Source organism: Paraburkholderia sp. GAS199, from assembly GCF_050436585.1.
Lineage (GTDB): Bacteria > Pseudomonadota > Gammaproteobacteria > Burkholderiales > Burkholderiaceae > Paraburkholderia.
The window spans coordinates 111,753-137,661 of the sequence record NZ_JBNDMM010000001.1 but is presented as its reverse complement, the minus strand read 5'-3'; the positions used below and the strand labels follow the sequence as shown (position 1 = coordinate 137,661).

Below are 25,909 nucleotides of genomic sequence, written 5' to 3'. Positions count from 1 at the left end.
CGCTTCCGGTGGAAGCGCGCGTGCGTACTGGGTTGATTTCGATTCGAGCAAGCGCGTGTAGTCAGAACCTGAGCCCTGCGTCGCGCAGCAACGGCACAACGCGTTCACCAAAGAAATCGAGGTCCGGCTGAAAATCGAAGAAACTCAACTGCACACCGTCGACACCTGCCGCATGCAGGCGCACGATGTAATCGGCGATTTGCTGCGGCGAGCCGACGATCGAAACGTTGCCGCCCACCGCGCGGGCGGCCGCCTGATTCCGTTGCTCGGCGTTGCCGCGCCACGCGTGGGCATCGCTGTCGAAACGATGGAAACTACCCTCGTCGCCGTGCGCCACGATCGCATCGCGATAAGCAAATGCTTCAGCTTCAGTCTCGCGGCAAATCACCATGGGATTGATCAACGTGCGAATCTTGCGACCATACTTCGCTGCGGTAGCCTTCACGCGCGTCGTATGCGCCGGTAGCGCCGCTAACGCGCCCTCGATCTCGGAGCCGGCCGGACTTGTGATGAACACCACGTCCGAGTAACGCGCGGCGAAATCGATTCCCGCATCCGAACCGGTGGCATTCACCAGCATCGGCCGACCATATTTCGGCTTTGGCGACACGAACGCCTTGTCGAGCTTCCAGGTGGACCGTGCTGGCGCGTAGCTGAAATTATCGGGTTGCGCCCAAAGCTGCTGCACGGCGTCGAGAAACTCCGCGGCAAGCTCATAGCGACGATCATGTTCGATACGTTGCCAGCCGAACATTTCATGTTCGATCGCACGATGGCCGGTGACCACATTAATGCCCCACCGTCCTTTCGAAATGTGATCGAGCGTCGCGCTGAACTTCGCAAAGTGCAGCGGATGCCACGGTCCATAGAGCACGTGGCTGGTGGCGACCAGAATGATGCGTTCGGTGCGGGCCGTCATTGCGGCAAGCGACATGAACGAGTCGAGTGCTTCACCGTTGAACACGCCACCGTAACCGCCTTTCGGCAGCCATTGCGACAGAGCGAAGACGAGATCGAAGCCCAACGCCTCGGCTTTTTGCACCAGCGCCAGGTTGTAGTCGAAGTTCCAGTCGGTGGTACGGGGCAGCGTCGATGCGCTCCAGCCGCCGGCCTGAATCGGCAGAAATAGCCCTAGCAGCAGCGGTTGTTCGAGGGCGCGCGAAACGGGACTATCGGCGAAAGTGGTTGGCGAGCGGATGGAAACGAAGGGCGTGACGGCCCCCGTTTTTTCAGCGGATGCCGTCGAAGCCTTGGGTGGCGCGGCGAGAATGGATTGAATCACTGTGATGGTCCGTGCCGTTTGGCGTGAGAAGAGCGCGTTCGATCGCGCAGTTACCCGTTTCGCGCTGTTGACGGGACGAGATTCGCGGCACGACGCCAACGCTCGCGTGAATGCAGTAGATCACGCAAGGTTGGGAATGCAAAACAACGAATTCTGCTTTTCAATTGAGGTGAACGCTGCTGCATAGCCGTGCTGCTATAGCGGAGATATCGTATCGCTCGATGCGATCGGAGCGATTCGTGGGTCGTATTACGCGGTCGACGCCCTATGCACGATACTCAATCTGATCAGGAATCCTTAGACCGTCATTGATGATCCGCGCATGTGGGCGCGACCGCGTAAACGTTCGAAAGCCATCAAAACCAAGGTGCAAAGCTAATTACTTTTGCTTGCTTTTCGTTCCTTTCCAGTCAACTTAATATCCGTCCTTCCAATAACAAAGAGGATATGTATGAGCCTGCACAACGGGATACGAAAAACCTTAAACGCCGCAGGGCTCGTCTTCGCATTGATTGGCGTCTATACGGCGCCCACCCTGGCGGCGCCCAATCATGGCGGAACGCTGACCTGGCTCGTCACGCCCGAACCCGCGTCGATCGTTCCCTTGACCACCACGGCTGGCGGTAACGCGGAAATCGGTCCCAAGGTGGTCGAGGGTTTGCTGACCTACGACAAGGACCTGAATCCTCAGCCGCTGCTGGCTACCGCATGGTCGGTCAGCAAGGACGGACTTCAATATCGCTTCACGGTGCGTCGCGGCGTAAGGTGGCACGATGGCAAACCGTTGACTTCCGCCGACGTTGCCTTTTCGATTCTGACGCTCAAGCAGGTACATCCGCGTGGCCGAAGCACGTTCGCCAACGTGGTCGATGTCAAGACGCCGGACCATTACACCGCGATCATCGAATTGTCGAAGCCGGCGCCGTTCCTGCTGACTGCGCTGTCCGGTTCGGAGTCGCCGATCATCCCCAGGCACCTGTACGAAGGGACGGACATCGCAACGAATCCGTACAACAGCGCGCCGGTCGGCACGGGGCCGTTTATGTTCAAGTCGTTTGTGCACGGTAGCTACATTCTTCTCGAGCGCAATCCGGACTACTGGGACAAGCCGAAACCATACGTCGACAAGATCATCGTGCGCTTTCTCCCGGACGGCGCGGCGCGCGCTGCCGCGCTCGAATCGGGTGCTGCCAATCTCGGCGATCAGGCGATCCCGTTATCTGACGTCAAACGCTTCACGACGCTCCCCGGCTTCACGGTGGATACGACCAATTGGCCGTATGTCAGCAACCATCAGCAGTTGATCTTCAATCTGGATACCCCCGTTCTGAAAGACAAGGCAGTGCGTAAAGCGATCTCGCAAGCGGTGGACGTCAATGCGCTGAATAGGGTTGTCTGGTATGGCTATGGTCAGGTTTCCGCTGCGGCGATCGGCTTGGCCAACACGCGTTACCACGATGCGGATATTCACTACTTTCCGTATGACATCGCGCAAGCCAATGCCGCGCTCGATGCGGCGGGCCTCAAGCGTGGCGCGGACGGAAAGCGCTTCAAACTGCGTTTGCTCTTCAATCCCTTTCAGGACCCGCGTGCTGCCGATTTCGTGCGTCAATCGCTAGCGCGGATTGGAATCGACGGTGAGATCGAAAGCTATGATTTCGCCACCTATGTGAAGAAGGCTTACACCGATCGCGCTTTCGACATCACGCTCGAAGCACTCTCCAATGTATTCGACCCGACGGTGGGTGTGCAGCGTGTATTCTGGTCGAAGAACTTCAAGATCGGACTACCGTTTTCCAATGCGGCGCACTACTCGAATCCAGAAGTCGACCGTTTGCTCGAGGCCGCGTCGGTGGAGACCGACGAAGGCAAGCGCCGCCAGTTATTCATCCAGTTCCAGCAGATCGTTCACGACGATATTCCGTCGATCGAGTTCGGGGCAAATCCGAGCATCACGGTCGTGTCGAAGAAGGTGAAGGACTATGCACCGACCGGGGAGGGGTCGCGGGGGAATTTTGCTGATTTGTACATTCAGCCGTAATCAGGTGATGGAGCGGATGCGATCTCGTGATTCTTCGGGCGCACGGCGTTCCAGCGGCCGGGCACGGGCAATATCGCCGGTGTGGCGGGGTGGGGCGCTGTTATCGTGTGGATTCAGCGCCCTGCCAGTTTCTTGAAACCTCACGCAGTCGCTGCCGTTTCCCGTCTTTCGAGGTGCCGGCTTACGGGTCGCCGCAACCCGAAGTGCTCACGCAATGTGCGGCCTTGATACTCGGTCCGGAAGATGCCGCGCTGTTGCAGCAGGGGCACCACGCCGTCGGTGAAATCCTGCAAGCCGCCGGGCAGCACATCGGGCATCAGGTTGAAACCATCGGCGGCGCCGCGTTTGAACCAGTGTTCGATATCGTCGGCTATCTGCTCCGGTGTACCGACGATCACCCGGTGCCCGCCGCCACCTGCCAGCGCGCGGATCAACTGGCGCACCGTGAAGCCGTTCGAGCGCGCTTGTGCCAGCGTGGCATGGAAGAACGTATGGTTGCCGTTGCCGCCACCGGGCAGCGAAAGATCGTCAGGCAGACGCTCGTCGAGTTTCAATCGATCGACCCTCACGCCCAGGATACCCGCAAGCCGGGTGAGGCTGTAACTCCATGGGATCAGGTCCACCAGTTCATCGCGTCGGCGTAGTGCTTGCGCCTCGGTCGCGCCGATGATGGTGGTCAGGCCCGGCAGCACGCGGATCGCATCGTCGCCGCGACCATAGGCCGCTGCGCGCGATTTCAATTCTCGTGCGTAAGAGGCGGCTTCCTCGAACGACTGCGACGCGGAGAACACGGCTTCCGCGTGACGGGAGGCGAGCTCGCGCCCATCTGCCGAGCCGCCTGCCTGAATCAGCACAGGATGACCCTGAGCACTGCGGGGCAGATTGAACGGGCCGTCCACATTGAAGTATTTGCCGCGATGGTCGATGCGATGCACTTTCGCGGCATCGACGAACCGCCCGCCTGGCTTGTCGCCGATGAACGCGTCGTCTTCCCAGCTATCCCACAGGGCCTTCACGACCTCGGTGAATTCAGCGGCGCGTTCGTAGCGCTCGGTGTGATCGGGTACCGCATCACGTCCGAAGTTGCGCGCTGAACCGAGATCGGCAGTCGTCACGATGTTCCAGCCTGCGCGCCCGGCACTCAGATGATCGAGCGTGGCGAAGCGCCGTGCGATGTTATACGGCTCGTTATAACTCGTCGACGCCGTGCCGATCACGCCGATATGCGTGGTCGCCGCCGCAATGCCGGCGAGCAGCACGGTCGGCTCAAGCGCCGTGATCGGCCGGAAGTCGATCTGATCGGCGATCGACGCGTTATCGGCGAGAAACACGGCGTCGAATTTGGCCGCCTCGGCGATTCGCGCGACGCGGATGTAGTGGTCCGGATCGATGAAAGCTTGCGGATCCGCGTCGCTGGTACGCCAGGCGGAAGGCACGAAGCCCGAGTGGAGGATGTTGACATTCAGGTGAAGCTGGCGCGGCGGATTGGTTCTCATGGGTCGGATCGAATGCGGAAGGGGCCAGCAACGAAGGAGCAAAGCCATCTGGCCGATTCGACAATTGTCGAGTGGCCCTGCATTCGAGACCACCAACGATTTCTGGCATCGATATGCCGGCAATGACTAAGGTTTGCCGGAACGCATGAGCATCGTAAGACCGCATGGCGCTCAAGCGTTGACTGTGATTTGCGATGTGCTGTTCAGGCAGCACGACGCGTGACGCTCGTGCACAACGAGTTGTTCTGATCAACGCTTCACACAATCGTTTCACACGTTCGGCCATTGACCCCGCGCTTTATCAGAAGGGCTTCTTAGCTCTTGAGAATTGCTTGGTTCGTGCTGTTCACACCCGTTGTTAAAGTCCACGGCTCACGCTAAACGCATGCGCCGCTGACCTCGCGGGCCGTTAAAACAACAGGAAACCACCGTTATGAAGCTCAGAGTGCTTGGCGCAGTGATCGGCGCCAGTCTGCTTGTCATGTCCGCCGCCGCGCACGCGGATCGACTCGACGACATCAAGAAAGCAGGTGTATTGCGCGTGGCTGCATTTGACAGCAATCCGCCGTTCGGGTTTGTCGATCCGAAGAGCAATCGGATTATCGGGCTCGATGTCGATTACGCTCAGGCGGTTGCGACGCGCCTCGGTGTCAAGCTTGAGATCCAGCCGACCAACCCGGCCAACCGCATCGCTTTCCTGAAGTCGGGCAAGGTGGATCTGGTGTTCGCCAACTTCACGATTACGGACGATCGTAAAAAGGAAGTGGATTTCAGCACCCCGTATTTTGCGTCGGGCACGCAATTCATCGCGAAGAAAGGCACGCTTACTTCGCCGCAGCAGTTGAACGGTTTGCGGATCGGCGCCGACAAGGGCACGACCAATGAGCAGCAGGTGCGCGCGCAATTCCCGAGCGCCACGATCATCGCGTACGACGACACGCCGTTCGCCTTTGCCGCGCTTCGCACGGGCAATGTGCAGGCGATCACGCAGGACGGACCGAAGCTCGTCGCGTTGCTGGCAAAAGTGCCGGACAAGGCGAACTACGAGATCCCGCCGTTCACGATCTCCAACGACTACGAAGGCGTCGGCGTCCCGAAAGGCGAGACGCGCCTGCTGAACGTCGTCAACGATACGTTGAAGGATCTCGAAGCCAAGGGCACGGCTGGCACGATCTACGATACCTGGTTCGGTCCGAAGAGTGCCGCGCCGCTGCCGCGTCTGTTCAAGATCGGCGATCCCCAGAAGAGCTGACGCCGTTTGCTTCACAGCCACTTCCGCATGGCCCGGTCACCGTGTGAGACGTGTGACCGGGCCTTCTTGTTGAGACAGGACCACGTTTCATTCGAATGCATTTTTTGAATTTCTGGCTTGACCCGCTCTACCTCGGCTGGCTCGCCCATGGCTTTCTCATCACACTGATCCTGTCGGCGTGCGTGAGTCTCTCCTCGACGCTGTTTGGATTCGGGCTGGCGATGGCCCAGATCGCGCAATCCCGGCCCATTACCGCGGCGGCGAAGGTCTACGTACTTGTGTTTCGCAATTCTCCGCTGCTGGTGCAATTGCTGTTCTGGTACTTCGGCGCGGCGACGCTGCTGCCTCACACGTGGATGGCATGGCTCAACGCGCCGCATGTGCTGAGCGCCGGGCCATTCGCGCTGCGGTGGCCGAGCTTTGAACTGTTCGCCGGCTGGCTCGGCTTGTCCTGTTATAGCACCGCATTTATCGCGGAGGAGTTTCGCGCCGGCATCCGCGGCGTGGGCACCGCGCAATATCAGGCGGGAGCTGCGTTGGGCATGACGCGCTTTGCGACCTTGCGGCACGTCGTTCTACCACAAGCGGTGCGCATCGCCACACCGCCGCTCGCGGGGCAATACATGAATATCGTGAAGAACTCGTCGCTGACAATGGCAATTGGCGTGGCCGAGTTATCTTATATGTCACGCCAGGTCGACACAGAAAGCTTCCGGACCTTTCAGGCGTTCGGCACGGCTACCGTGTTGTATATCGGAACCATCGCGCTGATCGAAATGGCGTTGGTCATCTGGCAACACACCGGCGTAAGAGCGTGGCAGCGAGGGCGAGCATGACCGCGCTCGAGTGGCTCCCGACGCTTCGCTATCTGCTGCTCGGTGCGTTTCCGAACGGGCCGCTGGGCGGCGCTGCGCTCACGGTCGTTCTCTCGGTCGCCTCGGCGCTGCTGTCGGCCGGGGTGGGTTTGGCGGTCGGCGTGGCGCTCTCGCTGACACGCGGCGGCGCGCATCTGCTGCTGGTTGGAGTCGTCGCGTTTTTTCGGGCAATTCCAGTGCTGATGCTGATCTTCTGGACCTTCTTCCTGATGCCGATCCTGCTGCATATCGACGTGCCGGGGCTGGTCGCGGTGGTGTGCGCGCTGTCGCTGATCGGCGGCGCGTATCTGTCGCATGCCGTGCATGCGGGCATTGTGTCGGTCGGCACCGGCCAGCAGCAGGCAGCGCAGTCGCTGGGGCTCACGCGCTGGCAGGCGTTGCGTCACGTGGTGCTGCCACAGGCGGTGCGCATCATGATGCCGTCGTTCGTCAATCAGTGGGTGTCACTGGTCAAGGACACTTCGCTCGCGTATATCGTCGGCGTGCCGGAATTCACCTTTCTCGCCAATCAGGTCAATAGCCGCCTGATGATCTACCCCGCGCAGATTTTTGTGTTCGTCGGGATCATCTATTTGCTGCTGTGTTCTGCGCTGCAATGGATCGCGCATAGCCTTCTGCTGCGTGCGCCATCTGCGCCAACGGGCGCACGGCCGGAGGAGAGGCCGGTGACGCCGCTGCCGGTTGGCGGGGTCAGCGAGTGAGGCATTTGAACAGAAGCAGGCCAGCACGCCGTGGTCGAAAATCGAAACAGGTTATAAGCAGGCTTATCACGATAGAGCCATTTCGGCGCTAAACTTTGTCCTGCGAGTACCGGTTCAAAGTATTGCGCCCGCAAGAATGACAATCTTATCTTCGAAATTAGCGGTGCTTGAATAGAGCTAAGCCCGGTCCCGCCGTAGTCTCATTGAGACCAACATCCGGTCGGCTGGATGTACAGTCACGGTAATTTCGAATGCTTCGTTCGCATGGTCGAGATAGCGGCGAATGATTTTCAATCCCGCCGAGCCTTCTTCGGCATTTAGCCGACTCGCCAGTTCGGCGTCTAGCGGCACCGCCTGAATTGTCTGCGCAACTTCCGCAATGCGCTTCCCAAACTTTGACTCAATGAGTGAACTGATAAGTTCCGTCGGGGCTTCCTTCAGCAGCTTCGGAACATCCGCATAGGCTGGGTCCACATACGCGTCAGTCCAGCCAATCGGAAGCGCGGCACCCTTTCGGCGGAGCCGCAAAATCTGAATGCGTACCCACCGACTCCCCGGCGCGCAACCAAGCTCTCGCGCCAACAAGCGGTCAATGACGACCTCATCAACGCTCTTAATTAGTCGCTCCTGGTCTTCGGCAAGCTGAACCAACCCGTCGAGCGAGGCCATCGACTGGCTGTATCCACCTGATGGCGTGGTCGACTCCACTCGTGTCCCGACACGCTTTCGTCGCGACACCAACCCCATCGCCTGTAACTCCTGGAGTGCAAGTCGGATAGTTGGGCGACTGGTCCCGTACTGGTCGCATAACTCCAATTCCGTCGGTAGGAGGGAGCCGATCGAATACCGCCCCGAAGCGATTGCCACAGCCAGGTCGTGTGCAACTTGCGAGTAGAGGGGGCTTGCCATTAGCGCGACCGATAGAAAGATGAAATGGTATCAGACCTCCCGTCCAGTAAGGCGGCAGCGGGCCTGTCACAGCGAAGCGCCAGGGCAAGAGTGTTCACAAGTGACTCCTTGGTTAGGGTTATCACCTATATGGTATTTCTCTACGAAGGTCGATAGCAATATGTAATTACATATTGCTCGTGACTGCGATTGTCGTACAACAGCCACCAGTCAACTTGAACGGACCTCGCCTATGTTTTCAAACTTTTCTATCAAGACACGAGTCTCACTGGCGTTCGGTGTACTTGTTGTCCTTTTGCTGGTTGTGGCGGGGTTCGGGCAATACGGAACGAAAGCTGGCAAGGACGCGTTGCACGACACCTATGCGGTGCAGCTTTCGTCTGCAGTCGCAATTGGTGACACCAAGTACAACCTCGCGATTGCTCGCGTGTCGATGGACCGGGCCCTGCTTCATCCGCAGTCCCCGGACGTTGCCGCCTTGATTCCGAAAGCTCGCGACTATGTCGAGACGGCACGTAAGGCATACGCCCGTTACCTTGCGCTGCCAAAGACCGGGGACGAGCAGCGACTTGCGGAAGCAATGACTAGAGCCTTCGACGCTCTTGTGACGGGTGGCATAGAGCCAACCCTTCAGGCGCTGCAGGCCGGAGACGCGACAACTGCTGACCGTATAACGATGACGGTCATGCCCAATTTGTCGCTTGCGTTGACGAAAAGCACGGCTGATTTGAACGCATATCTGATGGGTCACGGAGCGAACGAATATGCGCAGTTTCAGTCGACACTTAACGCAGTGAGCATTTCGTCAGGCGTGTTGTTCTTTTTGGCTGTCGGTATCTCGTTGGCATGCGCAGTCGGTCTGCATAGGGCAATTTCGCGCCCGCTCGCAAGCGCATTGAATGCATGTGCGTCTATGGCGCAAGGCAATCTATCGAAGCGAATTGAGGTACATGGTCGCGATGAGATGAGTGAACTGATGCGGGGACTCAGCGCGATGCAGGATGGCTTGAAGGATACCGTGTCGACCGTCCGGACAAGTAGCGAGTCAATGGCGACAGCAACTCACCAGATTGCCTCTGGAAATGCTGACCTGTCACGTCGTACCGAATCCCAGGCCGCTGCCTTGCAGGAAACGGCCGCCAGCATGGAAGAGTTGACTGCCACGGTCCGACAAAACAACGAGAGCGCCAACAACGCCAGCCATCTCGCCAGTCAGGCAGCACAGGTCGCGCAAACTGGCGGCACCATGATGGAAAGGGTTGTTGAAACCATGTCGGGCATCAGCGAGCAGTCGGAGAAAATTGCCTCCATCATCGGAACCATTGAAGGCATTGCATTCCAGACTAACATTCTCGCGCTTAACGCGGCCGTCGAAGCTGCACGCGCTGGTGAGCAAGGTCGAGGATTCGCGGTCGTCGCCACTGAAGTGCGGACACTCGCTCAACGTTCAGCGACAGCAGCCAAAGAAATAAAGACACTTATCGACAGTGCAGCAACGAGCGTCACCGAAGGCACCGGTCTGGTCAATTCGGCCGGCACGACGATGAGCGAAATCGTCACCTCGATTCAGAAGGTGAACGACATCATGACCGAGGTAGCGGCGGCATCGAAAGAGCAAAGCGATGGCATCGAACAGGTCAACCGTGCGGTGTCGCAGATGGATGAAGTCACGCAACAAAACGCTGCACTCGTTGAGCAAACGACCGCAGCAGCTGTGTCGCTGGCTGAGCAGGCGCAGGTACTGCGCGCGGCTGCTGTTCGTTTCCAGACCTGACGAACACGCCAGTCCCTTTCAATCGTGGCGACGTAGCTGCAGGGCGTAAGTGAACCGGTCAGCGGGAAAGACGCTGACCGTCGCTTCAAACACAATGTTGTTCTCGTCAACGTAATGTCGGGTGATTTCGAGAGCATGCCCGTCAACCTCCGCGCCAAGCTGCACCGCAATCCGGGCGGGCACACCAACCGCCCTGATTTCCTGCCGCACTTCCCGCACGACACGCCCGAACCTCTGTTCGACCATTTCGCAAATTAGCCCCGAGCTCTTGCGGAGCTCCCGCCTGATGCCCGCCCCAATCAGTGGCTCTAGATAGACATCCGTCCAGCAGATGGGCTTGTCCGGCTTCGCGGGGTCAACGCGCAGCATTTCGGTACGCAGCCAGCGCGACCCGGTCGTTACACCCAGTTGCGCCGCCAGCGACGGACTAGCCGAAACCTCAGCAACGGACTGCACGTGGCGTTCAGTCACGACCGCGAACTGAATCAAATCTTCGACGCTGGACAGCGACTGCTCGAATGCAACGCGAGGCTTCGTTGCTTCAACCCGAATGCCCGCGCGCTTGCGGCGGGAAATGAGCCCCAATTCCTGCACGCGCTCCAATGCGGACCGCACGGTTGCACGGCTGACCCCATATTGCGCAGAAAGGTCAACCTCGCTCGGTAATGAAGAGCCGATTGCAAAAGTGCCATCGCCGATAGCCTGGATAAGTTGTTCCGCGAGCTCGGCGTACCGGGGTTTCATCTAAATCTGTCCTTTTTTCGTTTCAAGGCCGTGAAGGCGCGCTAATGCTAGCTCGCAGAGGGCTCATTGCCAAGCACCCACCACCTCAAAGCCCCGATAGTCAGGTCTTACCAAGGTAAACCCGAAATTGACGGGTTCCAAATGCGTCAATATAGTCCGTACATATTCTAAAAGTACGGACATATTAAGCAACTCTCAGTGGTCAGATAGTTGCTGCACTCAGGAGACTCGCATGGCAATTCACAGCGAAACGGCAACCCATCACGATACGGATGCAAGTCCGGACAGCCTGCGACGAAAAACGCCGTTGTACGCCCGGCTCGGCGTGCAGATCGTGGTCGGTATCGTCGCTGGCATCGCGCTGGGGTTCATTGCGCCGAAGCTCGCAGTGGACATGAAGGTGCTTGGAGACATCTTCCTGCGCCTGATAAAGATGATTGTCGCGCCACTTGTGTTTCTGAATGTCGTCCTGGGTATCGCGGCCGCCGGCGACCTGAAAAATGTCGGCCGGATTGGGCTACGCGCGCTCATCTATTTTGAAGTCGTGTCGACCATCGCGCTTGCCATCAGCATGGTGGTTGCCAACCTGTCAGGCGTTGGGACGGGCATGCATCTCACGCAGAGTCCGAAGGCAGCCGCTGCTGCCCATGCTCAATACGGAAAGGCCGGCGCAACTTCGGTCGAGCACTTTCTGCTCACGCTCTTCCCCGACAACTTTGTGGGCGCTTTCGCCAATGGCTCACTGCTGCAGGTATTAGTGATTTCAATTGGCTTTGGGGCTGCCGTTCTGATGCTGAAGAAGGAACAACGCGAAAGCGTTGAAGGCGCGCTCACACGCATGTCCGACTGCTTCTTCAAGTTCGTCGACGTCATCATGAAGTTTGCGCCGCTAGGCGCATTTGGTTCGATTGCCTTCGCCATTGGCAGCAGCGGGATGAACGCTGTGATTTCTCTCGGCTATCTGCTCATTGTGATGTATCTCGCACTCGCATTCTTCGTCGTAGTCGTCCTGGGCATCGTGTTGCGGCTCTATGGCTTCAACGTGTTCCGGTTCCTGCGCTACTTCAAAGACGAAATCTTCCTGCTGTTTGCTACGGCGTCGTCAGAAAGTGCGCTTCCGCGGTTGTTCGAAAAGCTTGAGCGGCTCGGATGCTCGCGCCAGGCGACAGGACTCGTTCTCCCGACCGGCTACGCCTTCAATCTGGACGGCACGGCGGTCTACATGTCCCTTTGCGTGCTATTCCTTGCTAATGCTTATGGGGTGCCGCTCGACTTCCACCAGCAACTCGGCCTGCTCGTGCTGATGCTAATAACGTCGAAGGGCGCGGCGACTGTCTCGGGCGGGACGTTTATCGTCTTTGCGGCCACCGTGACCGCGTCAGGCCTCCTGCCCATCGAAGGCTTGCCTATTCTCTTCGGCATCAACCGTTTCACGTCGCAGGCAGTTTGCATCTGCAACGCAATGGGCAACAGCGTGGCAACGCTTGTCATTGCGAAATCCACCGGTGAGTTCAACGAGAGCGCGGCACGCAACGAGTACCAACGCGTGTTCGGCGCTGCTCCCGGCAAAGTCATCTGATTTCAAAAATGTTGAAGGGATAGCTATGCGCATCACCGCCATCAGGGAAATCGCGGTCCCGCTTGAAGGAAACGTCGCGAACGCTCTCGTGAGCTTCGCCGAACACGACGTGTCGCTCGTCGCCATCGAGACCGACGTTTTACGCAACGGCAAGCCAGTCATTGGTTACGCATTCGATTCCATCGGCCGATATGCCCAGAGCGGCATCCTGCGCGACCGGTTGATTCCGCGTCTCAAATCCGCAGCCCCCGACAGCCTGCTCGATGCCTCAGGGGCACTGTTCGACCCGGAAAAAGTCCTTAGGACTATTCTGCGCAACGAAAAACCTGGTGGTCACGGCGACCGTGCCGCAGCCGCAGGCGCGCTCGAACTCGCTGTATGGGACCTGAATGCGAAGTTGAAGGATGAGCCTGCGCACGTCACCATCTCCCGTCACTTCGGTCGCCAGGGCAAGCGGAACGGTGTGAACGTTTACGCGGCGGGCGGCTACTACTACCCGGAAGAGAGCACGCAGCGTCTTGTCGACGAGTTCAAAGCCTATCGTGAACTGGGTTTTGATGCCTTCAAGATGAAAATCGGAGGAGCGGACCTGGACAAGGACCTTGCGCGCATCGAAGCCGCGCTGACTATCGCCGGAAAGGGCCAACGGCTTGCGGTCGACGCCAACGGTCGCTTCGACCTCGGTACCGCGCTAGCCTATGCGGAAGCCATTACCCCTTATGACCTGCGCTGGTATGAAGAGATTGGCGACCCGCTTGATTTCGACTTGAACCGTCAGGTTGCAGAAGCTTATAGCGGCCGGATTGCGACAGGGGAGAACCTGTTCTCGGTGCCCGACGTGAAGAATCTCACCCTTTTCGGCGGCATGCGGCCCGGCAAAGACATATTCCAGATGGATGCGGGTCTTGCCTACGGGTTGACCGAATACTCCCGGATGATTGACCTCATTGAGAGTCACGGGTTCGACCGTGCGCAGGCTTATCCGCACGGCGGCCATCTAATCAATCTCCACATCGCGGTCGGCCTCGAACTGGGAGGGTGCGAAGCTTACCCGGGGGTATTCCAGCCATTTGGGGGATATCCCTCGGGCTGCGGCATCGGCGGCGGTCTAGTGAGGCCGACTGATGCAGCAGGTTTTGGGCTTGAAGAAAAAGACGCTCTGCGCCCGTGGCTTACGTCGCTCGCAGACTGATTAAGGAACCTCAAATGGCAACGACTGTATTCGATTCAGCACTCTTTCGCGATATGTTCGGCACACCCGAAATGCGAGATGTGTTCTCAGACAACGCCTACCTCAGCCGATGCATCGACGCTGAAACGGCGCTCGCGAGGGCGCAGGCCAAGGCAGGCCTGATTCCTGAGCAAGCCGCTCGCGACATCACCGAACGGAGTGACTTTGGCAAGCTTGACCTTGATGTATTACGTCGCGAGACAGAGACGGTCGGCTATCCGATTTTGCCTCTGGTCAAACAGGTAAGCGAAATGTGTGGTGAGTCTGGACGCTATTTGCATTGGGGCGCGACGACTCAGGACATCATGGATACCGCCACAATGCTCCAGTGTGCTCAAGGCGTGGCAATCATCGAAAAACAGTTGGACCAGGTGCGTGAGGCATTACGGGAACTTGCAATCAAGCATGCAGATACGGTTACTGCCGGGCGCACGCATCTACAGCACGCATTGCCAGTCACATTTGGCTTCCGTGCTGCTGTTTGGCTATCGGCGCTGAATCGCCACGCGGAACGTCTCCAGCAAGCGAAAGCGCGAGCGTTGATGGTCGAGTTCGGTGGGGCGGCGGGAACGCTCGCCTCGTTGGGCGACCCGGAACGTGCTCTGGAAACGCGCAAGCTCTTTGCAAATGAGTTGGGCTTAGGTAATCCGGAAATCACCTGGCACGTCGCACGAGACGGGCTGAACGAACTCGTTTCTCTCCTGGCAAGCATCGGCGGCTCGCTCGGAAAAATTGGACTTGACGTTATGATGATGGCGTCGTCTGAATTCGGTGAAGTCGCTGAGCCTTTCGTCCCGGGACGTGGCGCCAGTTCAACGATGCCCCAAAAACGTAACCCGATTTCCAGCGAATTGATATTCGCGGCGGCGAAGATGCTGCGTGAGCGAGCGGCACTGATGCTCGACGCGATGATGCACGACTTCGAAAGAGCGACCGGTCCGTGGCACCTCGAGTGGAGCGCTGTGCCGGAAAGCTTTCTACTAGCTGCGAGCGCGCTCTTTCAGGCTAATTTCATGTTGCGTGGCCTGCATGTCGACAGTGAACGCATGCGGAAAAACCTGGATTTAACAGGCGGACTCATCGTCGCGGAAGCGGTGATGATGGGGCTGGCGCCAGCCATCGGGCGCCAGCATGCTCATGACGTCGTCTACGATGCCTGCCGCACCGCCATCGATACCGGTCGCACTCTATATGACGTTCTGACCGAAAATGAACAGATTCATCACCATCTCGACGACTCGAAATTGCGAGCGCTAACTGACCCCGCGAATTACCTCGGCGCTGCTGCACACATGGCGCGTTCGGTCGCTCATTCTGTTTAGCCAAAAGCGTCGCGTCCGTCGCACGGGGGACGCATCAACATGCCTTAGAGTTTCCAGACATACAGGCTCTAGCTGCAAGACTGCGGATACGGCAGTCCGAGTGCGTTTGCGGTAATGTCCAGGAGGCTTTGCGGGGCGCCCCCTCGGCGCGTTACAGCTGAATGTTTCGACGCTCGTAGATACGTCATCTACGCGCCTTGTGGAGCAATTCGGGTACCTGCGCCGGCGGTGATGAGAAGTCCGTCCGCGTCACGAAGCCAAGCGAGAGCTTTCTCCAGCGTTTCATTCTGCGAACTGGTCACGGGTGTATTTGAGCCGAATGTCGTACGTTCGAAGTCGGAGTATCGTAGTGTGATGGCCTTGCTTCCGATGCGCAATGCAACTCTTTGGAGGGAGACCATGAACTTTCTACATCTCCCTTGGAGGCGGCAATGAACAAAGCAGCAGGTGGCAGCCAAAGTGGCACACGCGGCAGTTCAGGCGGTACATCGAAAGGCTCTTCCAGTGGAGCAAAATCGGGCGGAAGCAGCGGCCGCCCAGCAAATGGTTCTTCGGGCGGCAATTGGCCGAGTACGACGGGAAATCCGTCAGGCGGCGGGAGGGGCAACGCTACACCTCGAGCAAGCCGATGACGCATTGTTTGCCGAGACAGCAGCCATCCCAGCGATATTGATGGTCCATAAGGAAAGGCGTATCGCCAGAGTGCGGACCGGCGACCACGACGACCCTCCTTCGCGTCGTGGCGCCGCGCCGCGGTCAGACCGTGACAAGATACTTCACAGCGTCCATCGCCAGGCTTATTCCAAGCCCGCACAGCATGACTCCCATCACCCATCTCTGAACGAGCATCAGACCAGGCCTGCCCTGGAGAAATCTGGCCATCCCGCTGGACGCAACGGCGACAGAACCGTTCGCCAGAGCGAACGCCGCAATCAATAGCGAGCCGAGTGTGAGGGACTGACCAAACACATCACTTCGTCCGTGGTCAATGAACTGCGGCAGCAGCGAAATGAAGAGCATCGCCAGCTTGGGATTCAGCAGGCTGGTTGTCGCACCCTTAGCAAGCAGCCGAAGCGGTGCCTCCTGCGGCAATTGACGCACTTCGAATGGGGAGCGTCCTCCGGGCCTTACAGCCTGCCATGCAAGATAAAGAAGGTATGCCGCGCCGGCCGCACCAAGAATCGCGCTCGCACCCGGCACTTTGAGTACGAGTGCTGTGATTCCAAACGCCGCGCTGAACATGTAGAAGAGGTATCCGAGCATCACCCCGGCCAATGAGATAAGGCCAGCGCCGCGACCCTGCGCAATCGAACGTGACATCACGTAGACCATATTCGGGCCGGGCGTAATCGCGAGCATCCCACCCACCGCCAGAAACTGGTACATCGACGCTGAACCATGCATTGCAGTCACCTCGAGAAGCTTGAGAACTCGATTTTCCGACTACACGCCTCTGAAGAGAAACGAATTAAACTGCGTCAACTCCTCAGATTTTCTGAATAATATGAAAAAGCTCGATTTGGACGTGCTCGAGATGATCGTGGCAGTGGCGGACTCGGGCTCGTTTGCCAAGGCGGCGCAGACCGTGTTTCGCTCGCCGTCGGCCGTCAGTATGCAAATCCGCACAATCGAGGAATCGCTCGGGAAGCAGCTTTTCGTGCGCGACACTCGCAACGTGGCGGCCACTGCGGAAGGCAAGAGACTGGCGGACTACGGACGTCGCATGCTCGAGATGCGCGATGAAGCGTGGGCCTCGGTCGTTCGGCCCGAAGTCGAAGGACAGGTCACTATCGGAGTCCCCGATGACTATGTGTCCTCGTTGTTGCCTCAGGTGCTGGCCAGGTTTGCGGTCATGCATCCACGTGTGGACATTCGCGTTATCGGATTACCCAGCATCGCCCTCGTGCCTTTGCTGAAGGACAACAGCATAGACCTGGCCTGCCTGACCAAGGTAAAGGGACTGGCTAGCGAATTCATCAGGCACGAGCCAATCATATGGACGGGCACTGAAAAGCGGAAGATTTGGCTCGAGCGTCCGTTACCTATCGCAGTATTCGCGGACGGCAGCACGGCGCGCGACCACGCAGTGCGAGCGCTGAAAAGGGACAATATCAAGTTCCGGATGAACTATGAGAGCCCGAGCTTCCTGGGTCTGCTCGCCATGGTCCAGGCAGGGCTCGCGATAGCGCCTCTCGCGAAATGCAGCATCCCGCCAAATTTCATTCAGCTCACAGAGAGCGATGGCGTACCTGCGATGAATGATATCGAGGTAGTCCTCGCGCGAAGCGCCAAATCCGCTCGGCCCCCTTGCGATTATCTTGCGCAACAGATTCTGGAAGAATGGAAAGTGTGACCGTCAAACTGCGTTGAGATACAACGACGCGGCTGCCCCCGAGGCTAACTGTAGCGACGTACGTGTTGCCTGCCGAGCAGGCGTTTATGTCTGGCTATCAGCAGCGGATGACATGACCGTAAAAAAACTGACCCGCGTCCAAGACTATGCTTAATCCATTGGCGGCCGCTAGAGGGCGCGATAGCTGAGACATAGAGCTATTTGCTCGAGAAGTGCGGCAATCGTGTGCGTCCACTATTCACAAGACGGTGCGCTTTTCAACAGGGAGGTAGAGTGGAGCCGCAAACGCGACGCAACAGTGACCACATGAAGCCTGATGTGCCGTCGAAACCGTAAACGTCCTATCGCGGCTCCATGTTTTCTACGCTTTAGGCCATGGCAGGAAGTCCATCAAGCAGCTTATCGAGGGTAACAGGGTAGTCTCTCACGCGAATGCCAGTGGCGTTATAGACCGCGTTCGCGACAGCGGCCGCAACGCCGCACAATCCCAATTCACCCACGCCTTTGGCCTTCATCGGTGAAGAGATGGGGTCGGTCTCATCAAGAAAAATGACCTCCTGGTGCGGAATGTCAGCGTGCACAGGCACCTCATAGCTCGCGAGGTCGTGATTGGCAAAAAATCCCTTGCGCTTGTCAACAACCAGGTCTTCCATCAAAGCGCCACCGACGCCCATCGTCATGGCGCCAATGACCTGACTTCGCGCCGCTTTCGGATTGAGGATACGTCCTGCCGCACATACGGCAAGCATGCGCCGAACGCGAATCTCACCCGTTGCAGAGTCGACTGCGACTTCGACGAAATGCGTGCCAAATGTCGATTGCTGGTACTTCTTGTCCAGGTCTCCATATTCGATGAAGTCCTCGGCGACGAGCTCTCCATTCGCCGCTGCATCTCCAAGTGAGACGGCGCGGCCATCGGCATGCACGTGTCCGTCCGCAAATATGGCATCTTGGTCCTGCATTCCCAAACGGCTAGCCACCATCTCTCGCAACTTGACGCAAGCTGCGTACAGGCCGGAGGTCGAATTGTTCGCACCCCACTGACCGCCCGAGCCCGCCGACGCGGGAAATGACGAATCACCCAGTCGCACCGTCACGTCGTCAATAGAAACGCCCATCATCTCTGCTGCTGTCTGGGCGAGGATGGTGTAGGTACCCGTGCCGATATCGGTCATATCGGTTTCGACGGTGAGATGACCCGTGCGGTCGAGACGGATACGAGCACCAGACTTCGTGAGCAGGTTGTTCCGGAACGCCGCTGCCATGCCCATGCCGATGAGCCAACGACCTTCGCGAACACTCGCTGGTTGCGCGTTGCGGCGCGTCCAGCCAAAGCGCTCCGAGCCGACCTTCATGCATTGGATAAGCTGTCGCTGCGAGAAAGGACGCTCAGGTTTCTCCGGGTCGACTTGCGTATCGTTTCGAACGCGGAATTCGACGGGGTCCAGCTTGAGCTTTTCGGCCATCTCGTCCATCGCGATTTCGAGTGCCATCAGACCCGGTGCCTCGCCGGGTGCGCGCATCGCATTGCCTTCGGGCAGGTCGAGTAACGCCAGCCGAGTAGCGGTGAGGCGGTTCGCTCCTGCGTACAGAAGCCGCGTCTGATTGACCGCAGTCTCCGGACCTCCACCCATCAGATTGCCCGACCAACCCTCATGCGCAATTGCCGTCAGACGACCGTCCGTTCCGGCGCCAAGCCGGATGCGTTGAATCGTCGCTGGACGATGAGTCGTGTTGTTGAAAATGAGTGGCCGGGTCAATGCCACTTTCACCGGACGGCCAATGGCTTTCGAGCCAAGCGCTGCAAGCACTGCATCGGACCGAACGAAAAGCTTGCCACCAAAGCCGCCGCCCACATACGGTGACATCAGTCGAACTTTGTCCCGACTCACGCCGAGCGTCGCCGCCACATCGCCCGCACCCCAGTTAATCATCTGGTTGGACGTCCAGATGTTGACCGAGTCGCCTCGCCACCAGGCGATAGAAGCATGCGGCTCCATCATTGCATGCGCCTGGTCTGGTGTCGTGTAGGTGGCGTCGAGCTTTACGGGCGCGCTATCGAAGGCTCCTGCGAAGTCTCCAACTGCCGTCTGGGACGGGCCGCCAAAGCCGGTCGGACGCGCTAGTCCAGCGCCGTCCTTTGCCTGTGCAAGGTCGTATGCGCCAGAAGACGGGATGTATTCGACGCGCACCAGGGAAGCGGCCGCCCGAGCTTCTTCGAAACTCTCAGCAACAACGATGGCCACCGCTTGATGGTAATGCTGGATGTCCGGGCCACCGAGCAATTTCGCCGTGTTGAATTTCCCCTTCCCAAGCTTGCCGGCGTTTGCCGCAGTCACGATGGTCAATACCCCTGGCGAAGCGCTCGCTGCCCTAAGGTCCATCGACGCGATGCTTCCCTTCGCGATAGATGAGCCGACGACAAAGCCATACGCCGGCGAAGGAAAGCCTTCATGGTGCTCGTAGGCGTAAGTGGCCGTGCCAGTTGTCTTCAACGGCCCGTCCACGCGGTCGGTCGGATGACCGACAACTTTGAGTTGGTCGATGGGGTTGGTCTTGGCGGGTTCTGAGAATTTCATTTTTATGCCCTCGCTTCCATCAAGACTGCACTCAGCGTTCGCTCGGCGAGCTTCACCTTGAAAGTGTTATCAGGAGTCGGTCGCGCATCGGCGAATGCGTTTGCAACGACAGCGTGCGCCCCCTGCGGAAGTGATGTTTCCGCAGATTCCACGCGCCAGGGCTTTGGTGCCACGCCGCCGAAGGCTACGCGTCCAGTTCCGTCGCGTTGCACGATGGCGGCGACAGACACGAGCGCGAAGGCGTAAGAGGCCCGGTCTCGCACCTTGTGATAAAGGTGAACCCCACCGATGGGCGCCGGCAACGTGACGGAAGTAATCAACTCGTCCGGCTGCAATGCTGTCTCAAGTTGAGGTGTTTCTCCGGGTAGCCGATGGAAGTCGGCGATTGGAATCCGGCGCCTCTGATTCTGCGCATTCACCGTCTCCACAGTGGCGTCCAGCGCTCGCATTGCAACAGCCATGTCGCTTGGATGAGTTGCAATACAAGCGTCACTGGTGCCGACCACACCGAGCGAACGCGAAGCACCACCTATGGCGCTACAGCCGGACCCCGGGTGGCGCTTATTGCATGGCTGATTTGTGTCGTAAAAATACGGACACCGAGTGCGCTGAAGCAAATTTCCAGCGGTCGTCGCTTTGTTGCGGAGCTGTCCCGATGCGCCTGCCAACAGCGCACGCGATAGCACTCCATAATCACGCCGCACTCGCATGTCTGCTGCGAGGTCCGTGTTCCGCACGAGTGCGCCAACACGGAGTCCACCTTCAGGCGTTGCCTCGATTCGGTCAAGATTAAGGCCGTTGACGTCGACGAGATGCTGCGGTGTCTCGATTTGCAATTTCATCAGGTCCAACAGGTTGGTGCCGCCAGCGATGAACTTGGTATCAGGGCGCCGGCTCGCAGCAGCTGCAGCTTCAGCCGGGGTGTTAGCGCGCTCGTAGGTGAAAGGCTTCATGCCACACCTCCGGCAACTTCCGTGATGGCCTCGACGATATTGGAATAGGCACCGCAGCGACAGATGTTGCCGCTCATGCGTTCGCGAAGTTCGTCGACGCTCAGCAGCGGCTTCTCGACGAGGCTCCTGCTCACATGGCTTGGCACGCCGCGTTTCACTTCGTCGAGCATGCCGACCGAGGAGCAGATTTGCCCTGGCGTACAGTACCCGCACTGGTAGCCATCATGTTTGATGAAGGCCGCTTGCAACGGATGCAGGCGGTCGGGTGTGCCAAGGCCCTCAATAGTGGTGACCTTGTCACTTTGATGCATCACTGCGAGCGTGAGGCAGGAATTGATGCGGCGACCATTCACGAGGACCGTACAGGCGCCGCATTGACCGTGGTCACAGCCTTTCTTCGTACCGGTCAAATGAATATGCTCGCGAATCGCGTCTAGCAGCGTGGTACGCGTGTCAAGCTGCAGCGCATGACGTTGTCCATTCACGTCAAGCGTTACACGTACACTTGTTTCGCTTTGCTCGGCGGTGGAAGACGTCGAACCCGCTGCAGCAAGCGCACGGTCAGGTCTCACGCTTACCGCGGCGGCCGCTGCTGCGCCGCTGACGAGGAAGTTTCGCCTTGATAGGGTGGGAGTATTGTCATCCATGCGCTTACTCCTTAATTTCACAATGGGAGGGGGATAGTCGCGTTGACTTCTGGTTATCAACGCATCCGCGACAAGGTCGGTCGGTGAACAAGTTGCAAAGAGCCTGTTTTTTGCGCCTCACCTGCGCGCGAAAATCGTCGTCCTCGACGAACGCTTTTTCAATTTAATGAGGAGGATGCTCGCTGCCGCGTGACAAGTTCTTCAGGCCAAGTGCGGACGCGGCGCTCCCGATTCCCATGAGAGCAATAACCAATCCCATCGGAAAGGGGCTGCCGTTCGCAAGCGCGCCCACGACAGCGGAGCCCGCGATTCCGGTTCCGTACTGAATGGAGCCGATAAGGGCAGAAACTGCGCCCGTTCGGCCAGGGAAGATGCCCATGGCACCGGCAATTGAATTGGCGACGATAAAACCATTCAATGAGACAAAGACAAAGAGCGGGATGACAAGACCGGCGATACCGCCGAAGTCGGTCAACGATGTAAGCGCGACAGCTGCGCCGGACACAGCTGCTGCGACGGCTCCCGCACACATGATGTTGTCGCCTCCCCAGTGTCGAACATACCGTGCGTTCAACTGATTGGTCACCATAATCCCAATGATTCCCGCTGCGAACAGCAGGCCGTACCCCTGTGGCGAAATATGGTGGTAAGTAATAAAGGCAAATGGCGTTCCGGCAATGTAAGCGTAAATGCCGCCGTAGAAAAAGCCACCTGTCCCGGCGTAACCCAACAGTGGCCAGCTTCGGAGCAATTTTCCGTACGCTATGAACGCTTGCTTCAGCGGCTCCTGGTTTCGGCGCGCCGGCGGCAACGTCTCAGGTAAAAGCGTCAGGGCCAACAGAGTGAAAAGCCCAACGCCGACAAGCGTCCAGAAGATGGCGCGCCACGATGCGAGATGCAGGATGACGCCTCCCACACTCGGTCCCACCAGCGGTGCAATGGCCATGACTGTTATCAGCGTGGACATCATCTGCGCTGAACGAATACCTGTGTATAGGTCTCGAACTATGGCACGCGCAAGGACGACGCTGGCGCACGCGCCGACGGCCTGCACGGCCCGCCACACAATCATCGTGTGCGCGTCAGTGGACAATGCGCAACCTGCGGACCCCAACACGAACAGCACGAGGCCCGCAGAAATAGGCAATTTCCGGCCGAATCGGTCGCCGATTGGACCCCACAGCAGCTGGCCAAGACTGAAGCCGACGAGATATCCAGAAATGGTGTATTCGAGCGTTCCCGCGTCGGCACGAAGAGCCTCTGCCATGCCTGGCAGTGCGGGCAGATACACGTCTGTGGAAAACGACGCGAAGGCCATCAGCAAACTGAGAATGGCCAATGTGCGCAGGCTGTGAGTCCTCGCGTCTGCCACAGCCACAGATTGTCCAACCACCTCGACATTGCGAGCGTTCTTCGCGGGTGAATCTGACAGGTTGGTCATGCGATGTGGGCGCGCCGGTGGATTTTGCTAAGTGCTTAAGATAGACCACCATCTTAAATTCAACAATCCGCAACTGATTGCAAAGCCTTTTGAGAAATATTCATGAATGCTTTGCGCCACCATAGCCGACCTCTCTACCTTCATCGCAATTGCGCAGCTCGGAAGTTTCAACGCTGTGGCACGGGCGTTTGGCGTCACACGTTATACGCTCAGTTATGCCATGTGTGCCCTCGAGGCTCTCCACCAGCGTTGTGTCCGTTCGTGGCCGCGTATCACCCAGTTCAGATTCAAAACCAGACTGGACTGCGTCGTCTTTCTGGTATCAGCCACATCGTCGACGCGCGCTAGAGAGCCACCTAAAAAACATCCGGTGCTCGCGACTAACCAGCTAGGACGAGGGTTCATCATGGGCATTTGGAAATGTCGCCGGCCGCCTTCGGGTCGAGAGCACGGCCGTGTGGATTTCGTCTGGTGAGGCTGCAACCTGCAAGAGAGCACGTCCCAGAAGTGGGCGTTGCTAAACTGATTTCAATAACGCGAACTACTGTCAGTTCGCCGCGTGTCGCCGTTAGCAACCGACTGCTAGCTTTGCATTCGAGCGGGGGCGCACCTAAAAGCGCAGGGCGTGGTGCCATGACCAGACGTTTACGGATCGCGGTTGCGTCACGACGCTGTGATGCTGCCGGCGAGCCAGCATCATGTCCGCCATGGCAGTCATTCCGATCCACGCGTTCCCGAAAATCCTCACCATTCGGAATCACGTGATGCGAGACATCTTCACGACCGCCTTCCAAATGCCGCATCAAGCTGCCGTGCACGTTTCACTTCATCACCCTGCAGATAGATCGATGTCGTTGCGATCGACGCATGACGCAGATTGTCACGTACGGTCGTGAGTTCGGCGCCATGGGCGAGGGCGTGTGTCGCGTGTGTATGCCGCATCCAGTGCGGACTCGCGCGCCGGAGCTTTTCCGCCAGTGGCGGGTGATCTCCTTCAATCAGGCCGGCGGCTTGGTGAAAAAACCGCCGCATGACATGCCACAACCTCGCCGACGTGATACCTGAGGTGTCACCGGTCTCGTCGCCAAGGCGCGCCAGCAGCGGCATCTTCGGCTTCCAGTGTGTGGGCGTGACGGGCAGTCCGCGCTGGACCAGCGACTGCTCCAGTGCATGCCGTGCGAGGGGCGGCAGCGCGACCTTGCCCGGGCGACTGCCCTTACCGATCAAACGCAGCCAGTGATCGCCGTTTGCATCGGTCAGGATGTCGCCCAGCGTCGCGTTGACCATTTCGCCGGCACGCAATCCCGTCGCGTAGGCGAAGTCGAGAACAAACCGCAGGCGCTGTGCGGCCGGGACCTCCCAGCCGTACGACCATTCCAGTCCGTCGGCGAGTGAGCGCACGATCTGCCATTCGCCGTCCGTGAATCCGCGGGATGTGTCGAGCGGCGCCACCCGCGTGCGTCCTCGTACCTTGACGCCTGCAAACGGGTTGGCCAGCACGTAGCGCTGCTCGATCAGCCACCGGAACAGCGCCCCAAGGACCGACAACGCGTACGCGGCCGAGCGCGGGGACAGCGCGCGGGCGAATGGGCGCCAGTCGGGCGCGTGCCGCGGCCTGGGTGGCCCGACCCAGCGACTTCGTGGCGTCGGATGGGTCAGGAACGCGCGATACGCGATTGCATCTTCGGTAGTCAGCGACGACAGCGCGCGGCCTCGCTCCACGATCGCCCAGAGGATCAGTCGCTCGGCTTCCTTGCGATAGGCACGCTGGGTCGATGGCGCCTCCTGGAGCGAAAGCCAGGCGTGCACGGCCTGGTAATCGTTATTTGCATCGAGTGTGCAGGCGCCGCGTGGTGCCCTGAATGCTCCATTTTCACCGTCCACGTCCGGCGGCACGCGCAGGCGCTCCCATGGTGCGACCACGCCGTCGCCCGCGACGCCCCGTCCGCGCAAGGCGGACGGTTGGCTCGCGACCAGGGCGCGGGCGCGCTCAGTCAACCCGGGATGGTTGGCAAAAAACGCTTCAATCTCCTTTGCGGTGGCGGCACCCAGCCCTTCGATCGCACGCCACCATTGACGGCGGCGCGGTACCCGAACGGTCAGGTCGGCGAGACTGGCGATACCGTGCGCACGCAGCACCCGCACGGCGCGCGGACGTAACCACTGTGCGATGTCGTCAGCGAGTTGTGGCTCGGGGTCGGCGAGCGCCGGCAGAAGGGTGATCGCGTGAAGCACGGCGACAGCGCGTTCGATTCGTTCGTCCGCGGGATGTCTGAACAGAGCAACGAGGTCGGATCGGTGGCGGCGCGCGGCGAAGGCGGCGAGTTGCCGGCGGATCTGGCCGAGCACGCCACGCGCGCTTGCGTGAGGCGCGCGTAACGCGTGCGGCAGGTAGCGTCCGACCGTCTCGCGTGAGGAGAGCCCCGCATACCAGCCGCGCAGGGCGGCGAGGGCGTCAGCATCGGGCAGCGACGGGGCGGCTGAACGTTCGCCCGCAGAGCTGACAGATCCAGGTGAAGTGTCACGCGTTTTCATAAACGCAAGTTTAAGACAAAAACAATGCTACTGTGATAAGAAGGATTATCTGAATAGATTCGTCTTGCCATCGGCTTTTGAGAGGAAGCTCGTCTGATCTCGCAACCAATGTTTCGTCCAGCGCGCTGATGCGTAGCGAAATCACGGTCAACTCGCGTTTTCAGGCGTAGCTCTTAGTATTAGCGTAATGGTACG

Annotated in this window: 20 protein-coding genes and 1 pseudogene; 10 read left to right on the top strand and 11 right to left on the bottom strand. The window is 58.9% G+C overall.

Features of this window, described 5'->3' with window-relative positions; all coding sequences use genetic code 11:
• Window positions 1-61: 61 nt before the first annotated feature.
• Window positions 62-1,279, bottom strand: coding sequence for an LLM class flavin-dependent oxidoreductase (locus P3T18_RS00555; RefSeq protein ID WP_429299009.1), 1,218 nt, complete (start codon window positions 1,277-1,279; stop codon window positions 62-64).
• 454 nt (window positions 1,280-1,733) lie between these two features.
• Between P3T18_RS00555 and P3T18_RS00550 the strand changes: the two genes are divergently transcribed.
• A complete protein-coding gene (locus tag P3T18_RS00550; RefSeq protein ID WP_429299008.1) occupies window positions 1,734-3,323 on the top strand; it encodes an ABC transporter substrate-binding protein in 1,590 nt (529 codons plus the stop codon).
• Between the two features lie 140 nt (window positions 3,324-3,463).
• On the opposite strand, the gene P3T18_RS00545 is transcribed toward P3T18_RS00550, so the two are convergent.
• On the bottom strand, window positions 3,464-4,819 hold the full coding sequence (locus tag P3T18_RS00545; protein ID WP_429297957.1) for an LLM class flavin-dependent oxidoreductase: 1,356 nt from the start codon (window positions 4,817-4,819) through the stop codon (window positions 3,464-3,466).
• 433 nt (window positions 4,820-5,252) lie between these two features.
• Between P3T18_RS00545 and P3T18_RS00540 the strand changes: the two genes are divergently transcribed.
• The 3 genes from P3T18_RS00540 to P3T18_RS00530 all read left to right on the top strand — a co-directional run bounded on the left by P3T18_RS00540 (window position 5,253) and on the right by P3T18_RS00530 (window position 7,647).
• A complete protein-coding gene (locus P3T18_RS00540; protein WP_429297956.1) occupies window positions 5,253-6,071 on the top strand; it encodes an ABC transporter substrate-binding protein in 819 nt (272 codons plus the stop codon).
• A gap of 95 nt (window positions 6,072-6,166) precedes the next feature.
• On the top strand, window positions 6,167-6,907 hold the full coding sequence (locus P3T18_RS00535) for an amino acid ABC transporter permease (RefSeq protein WP_429297955.1): 741 nt from the start codon (window positions 6,167-6,169) through the stop codon (window positions 6,905-6,907).
• Complete coding sequence (locus P3T18_RS00530; RefSeq protein WP_429297954.1) at window positions 6,904-7,647, top strand: amino acid ABC transporter permease; 744 nt, start codon at window positions 6,904-6,906, stop codon at window positions 7,645-7,647. The genes P3T18_RS00535 and P3T18_RS00530 overlap by 4 nt, the downstream gene beginning before the upstream one ends.
• A 177-nt stretch (window positions 7,648-7,824) precedes the next feature.
• Here P3T18_RS00530 and P3T18_RS00525 read toward each other — a convergent pair whose 3' ends face one another.
• Both P3T18_RS00525 and P3T18_RS00520 read right to left on the bottom strand, forming a co-directional pair.
• A complete protein-coding gene (locus tag P3T18_RS00525) occupies window positions 7,825-8,316 on the bottom strand; it encodes a GntR family transcriptional regulator (RefSeq protein WP_429299007.1) in 492 nt (163 codons plus the stop codon).
• 48 nt (window positions 8,317-8,364) lie between these two features.
• Window positions 8,365-8,556 (bottom strand): annotated as a pseudogene (locus P3T18_RS00520) (GntR family transcriptional regulator); the annotation flags it as partial.
• A 232-nt stretch (window positions 8,557-8,788) separates the two neighbouring features.
• On the opposite strand from P3T18_RS00520, the gene P3T18_RS00515 reads away from it, so the two are divergent.
• On the top strand, window positions 8,789-10,330 hold the full coding sequence (locus P3T18_RS00515) for a methyl-accepting chemotaxis protein (RefSeq protein WP_429297953.1): 1,542 nt from the start codon (window positions 8,789-8,791) through the stop codon (window positions 10,328-10,330).
• Between the two features lie 18 nt (window positions 10,331-10,348).
• On the opposite strand, the gene P3T18_RS00510 is transcribed toward P3T18_RS00515, so the two are convergent.
• Window positions 10,349-11,074 (bottom strand): GntR family transcriptional regulator, encoded by a 726-nt coding sequence (locus tag P3T18_RS00510; protein ID WP_429297952.1) that lies wholly within the window; start codon window positions 11,072-11,074, stop codon window positions 10,349-10,351.
• A 232-nt stretch (window positions 11,075-11,306) separates the two neighbouring features.
• On the opposite strand from P3T18_RS00510, the gene P3T18_RS00505 reads away from it, so the two are divergent.
• From P3T18_RS00505 to P3T18_RS00495, 3 genes are read left to right on the top strand one after another with little or no spacing between them, the layout of a single operon-like run.
• Complete coding sequence (locus tag P3T18_RS00505) at window positions 11,307-12,653, top strand: cation:dicarboxylate symporter family transporter (protein WP_429297951.1); 1,347 nt, start codon at window positions 11,307-11,309, stop codon at window positions 12,651-12,653.
• A 25-nt stretch (window positions 12,654-12,678) separates the two neighbouring features.
• Window positions 12,679-13,845, top strand: coding sequence for an enolase C-terminal domain-like protein (locus tag P3T18_RS00500; RefSeq protein WP_429297950.1), 1,167 nt, complete (start codon window positions 12,679-12,681; stop codon window positions 13,843-13,845).
• Window positions 13,846-13,859: 14 nt separating this feature from the next.
• The gene (locus P3T18_RS00495; RefSeq protein ID WP_429297949.1) at window positions 13,860-15,206 is read left to right on the top strand and encodes a class-II fumarase/aspartase family protein; all 1,347 of its coding nucleotides are present in this window, start codon (window positions 13,860-13,862) and stop codon (window positions 15,204-15,206) included.
• 756 nt (window positions 15,207-15,962) lie between these two features.
• Here the strand turns inward: P3T18_RS00495 and P3T18_RS00490 are convergent.
• Complete coding sequence (locus tag P3T18_RS00490) at window positions 15,963-16,610, bottom strand: LysE family translocator (RefSeq protein WP_429297948.1); 648 nt, start codon at window positions 16,608-16,610, stop codon at window positions 15,963-15,965.
• Between the two features lie 100 nt (window positions 16,611-16,710).
• Here P3T18_RS00490 and P3T18_RS00485 point away from each other — a divergent pair, with 100 nt between their 5' ends.
• Window positions 16,711-17,559: a LysR family transcriptional regulator gene (locus P3T18_RS00485; RefSeq protein ID WP_429297947.1), complete on the top strand. Its 849-nt coding sequence runs from the start codon at window positions 16,711-16,713 to the stop codon at window positions 17,557-17,559.
• Window positions 17,560-17,927: 368 nt separating this feature from the next.
• On the opposite strand, the gene paoC is transcribed toward P3T18_RS00485, so the two are convergent.
• From paoC to P3T18_RS00465, 4 genes are all read right to left on the bottom strand, one after another.
• A complete protein-coding gene (paoC, locus tag P3T18_RS00480) occupies window positions 17,928-20,138 on the bottom strand; it encodes an aldehyde oxidoreductase molybdenum-binding subunit PaoC (protein ID WP_429297946.1) in 2,211 nt (736 codons plus the stop codon).
• 2 nt (window positions 20,139-20,140) lie between these two features.
• Window positions 20,141-21,091 (bottom strand): FAD binding domain-containing protein, encoded by a 951-nt coding sequence (locus P3T18_RS00475; protein WP_429297945.1) that lies wholly within the window; start codon window positions 21,089-21,091, stop codon window positions 20,141-20,143.
• A complete protein-coding gene (paoA, locus tag P3T18_RS00470) occupies window positions 21,088-21,738 on the bottom strand; it encodes an aldehyde dehydrogenase iron-sulfur subunit PaoA (protein WP_429297944.1) in 651 nt (216 codons plus the stop codon). The genes P3T18_RS00475 and paoA overlap by 4 nt, the downstream gene beginning before the upstream one ends.
• A 163-nt stretch (window positions 21,739-21,901) precedes the next feature.
• Window positions 21,902-23,179: a multidrug effflux MFS transporter gene (locus P3T18_RS00465; protein ID WP_429297943.1), complete on the bottom strand. Its 1,278-nt coding sequence runs from the start codon at window positions 23,177-23,179 to the stop codon at window positions 21,902-21,904.
• A 106-nt stretch (window positions 23,180-23,285) separates the two neighbouring features.
• On the opposite strand from P3T18_RS00465, the gene P3T18_RS00460 reads away from it, so the two are divergent.
• Window positions 23,286-23,654 (top strand): helix-turn-helix domain-containing protein, encoded by a 369-nt coding sequence (locus tag P3T18_RS00460; RefSeq protein WP_429297942.1) that lies wholly within the window; start codon window positions 23,286-23,288, stop codon window positions 23,652-23,654.
• Between the two features lie 302 nt (window positions 23,655-23,956).
• On the opposite strand, the gene P3T18_RS00455 is transcribed toward P3T18_RS00460, so the two are convergent.
• Entirely contained in the window at window positions 23,957-25,714 is a 1,758-nt protein-coding gene (locus tag P3T18_RS00455) for a phage integrase family protein (protein WP_429297941.1), read from the bottom strand.
• Window positions 25,715-25,909 lie beyond the last annotated feature (195 nt).